The 278-nt window shown below is 39.6% G+C and carries 1 protein-coding gene; it reads right to left on the reverse strand.

Features of this window, described 5'->3' with window-relative positions; all coding sequences use genetic code 11:
• On the reverse strand, nucleotides 1-278 hold a 278-nt coding region (locus tag AAEY87_RS13935), incomplete at both ends, for an aminotransferase class III-fold pyridoxal phosphate-dependent enzyme (RefSeq protein WP_350657602.1).

A 278-nucleotide genomic window follows, 5' to 3' on the forward strand; every position in this document is an offset into this window, starting at 1 on the left:
GCGTAATGCTTGCCTTTAATGGCATTATAAATGGCATCACACAGTGTTTTTATACTTGTGTCGTCACTTATATACGGTGGCATAAGGTAAATTAGTTTACCGAATGGGCGTATCCATACACCTTGCTCTACAAAATAGGCCTGAATTTTAGCAACATCAACATTGCCAGCAGCCTCGTTTAGTTCAACAACACCTAGTGCACCTAAGGTACGCACATTAGCAACTGCATTAAGTTCACTGCATTTATGAAGTTGTTGTAGTTGGGTGTTAATTTGCTT

The sequence above is a fragment of the Psychrobacter sp. S1-30-MNA-CIBAN-0213 genome (assembly GCF_040309845.1).
In the GTDB taxonomy this organism is placed as follows: Bacteria; Pseudomonadota; Gammaproteobacteria; order Pseudomonadales; family Moraxellaceae; genus Psychrobacter.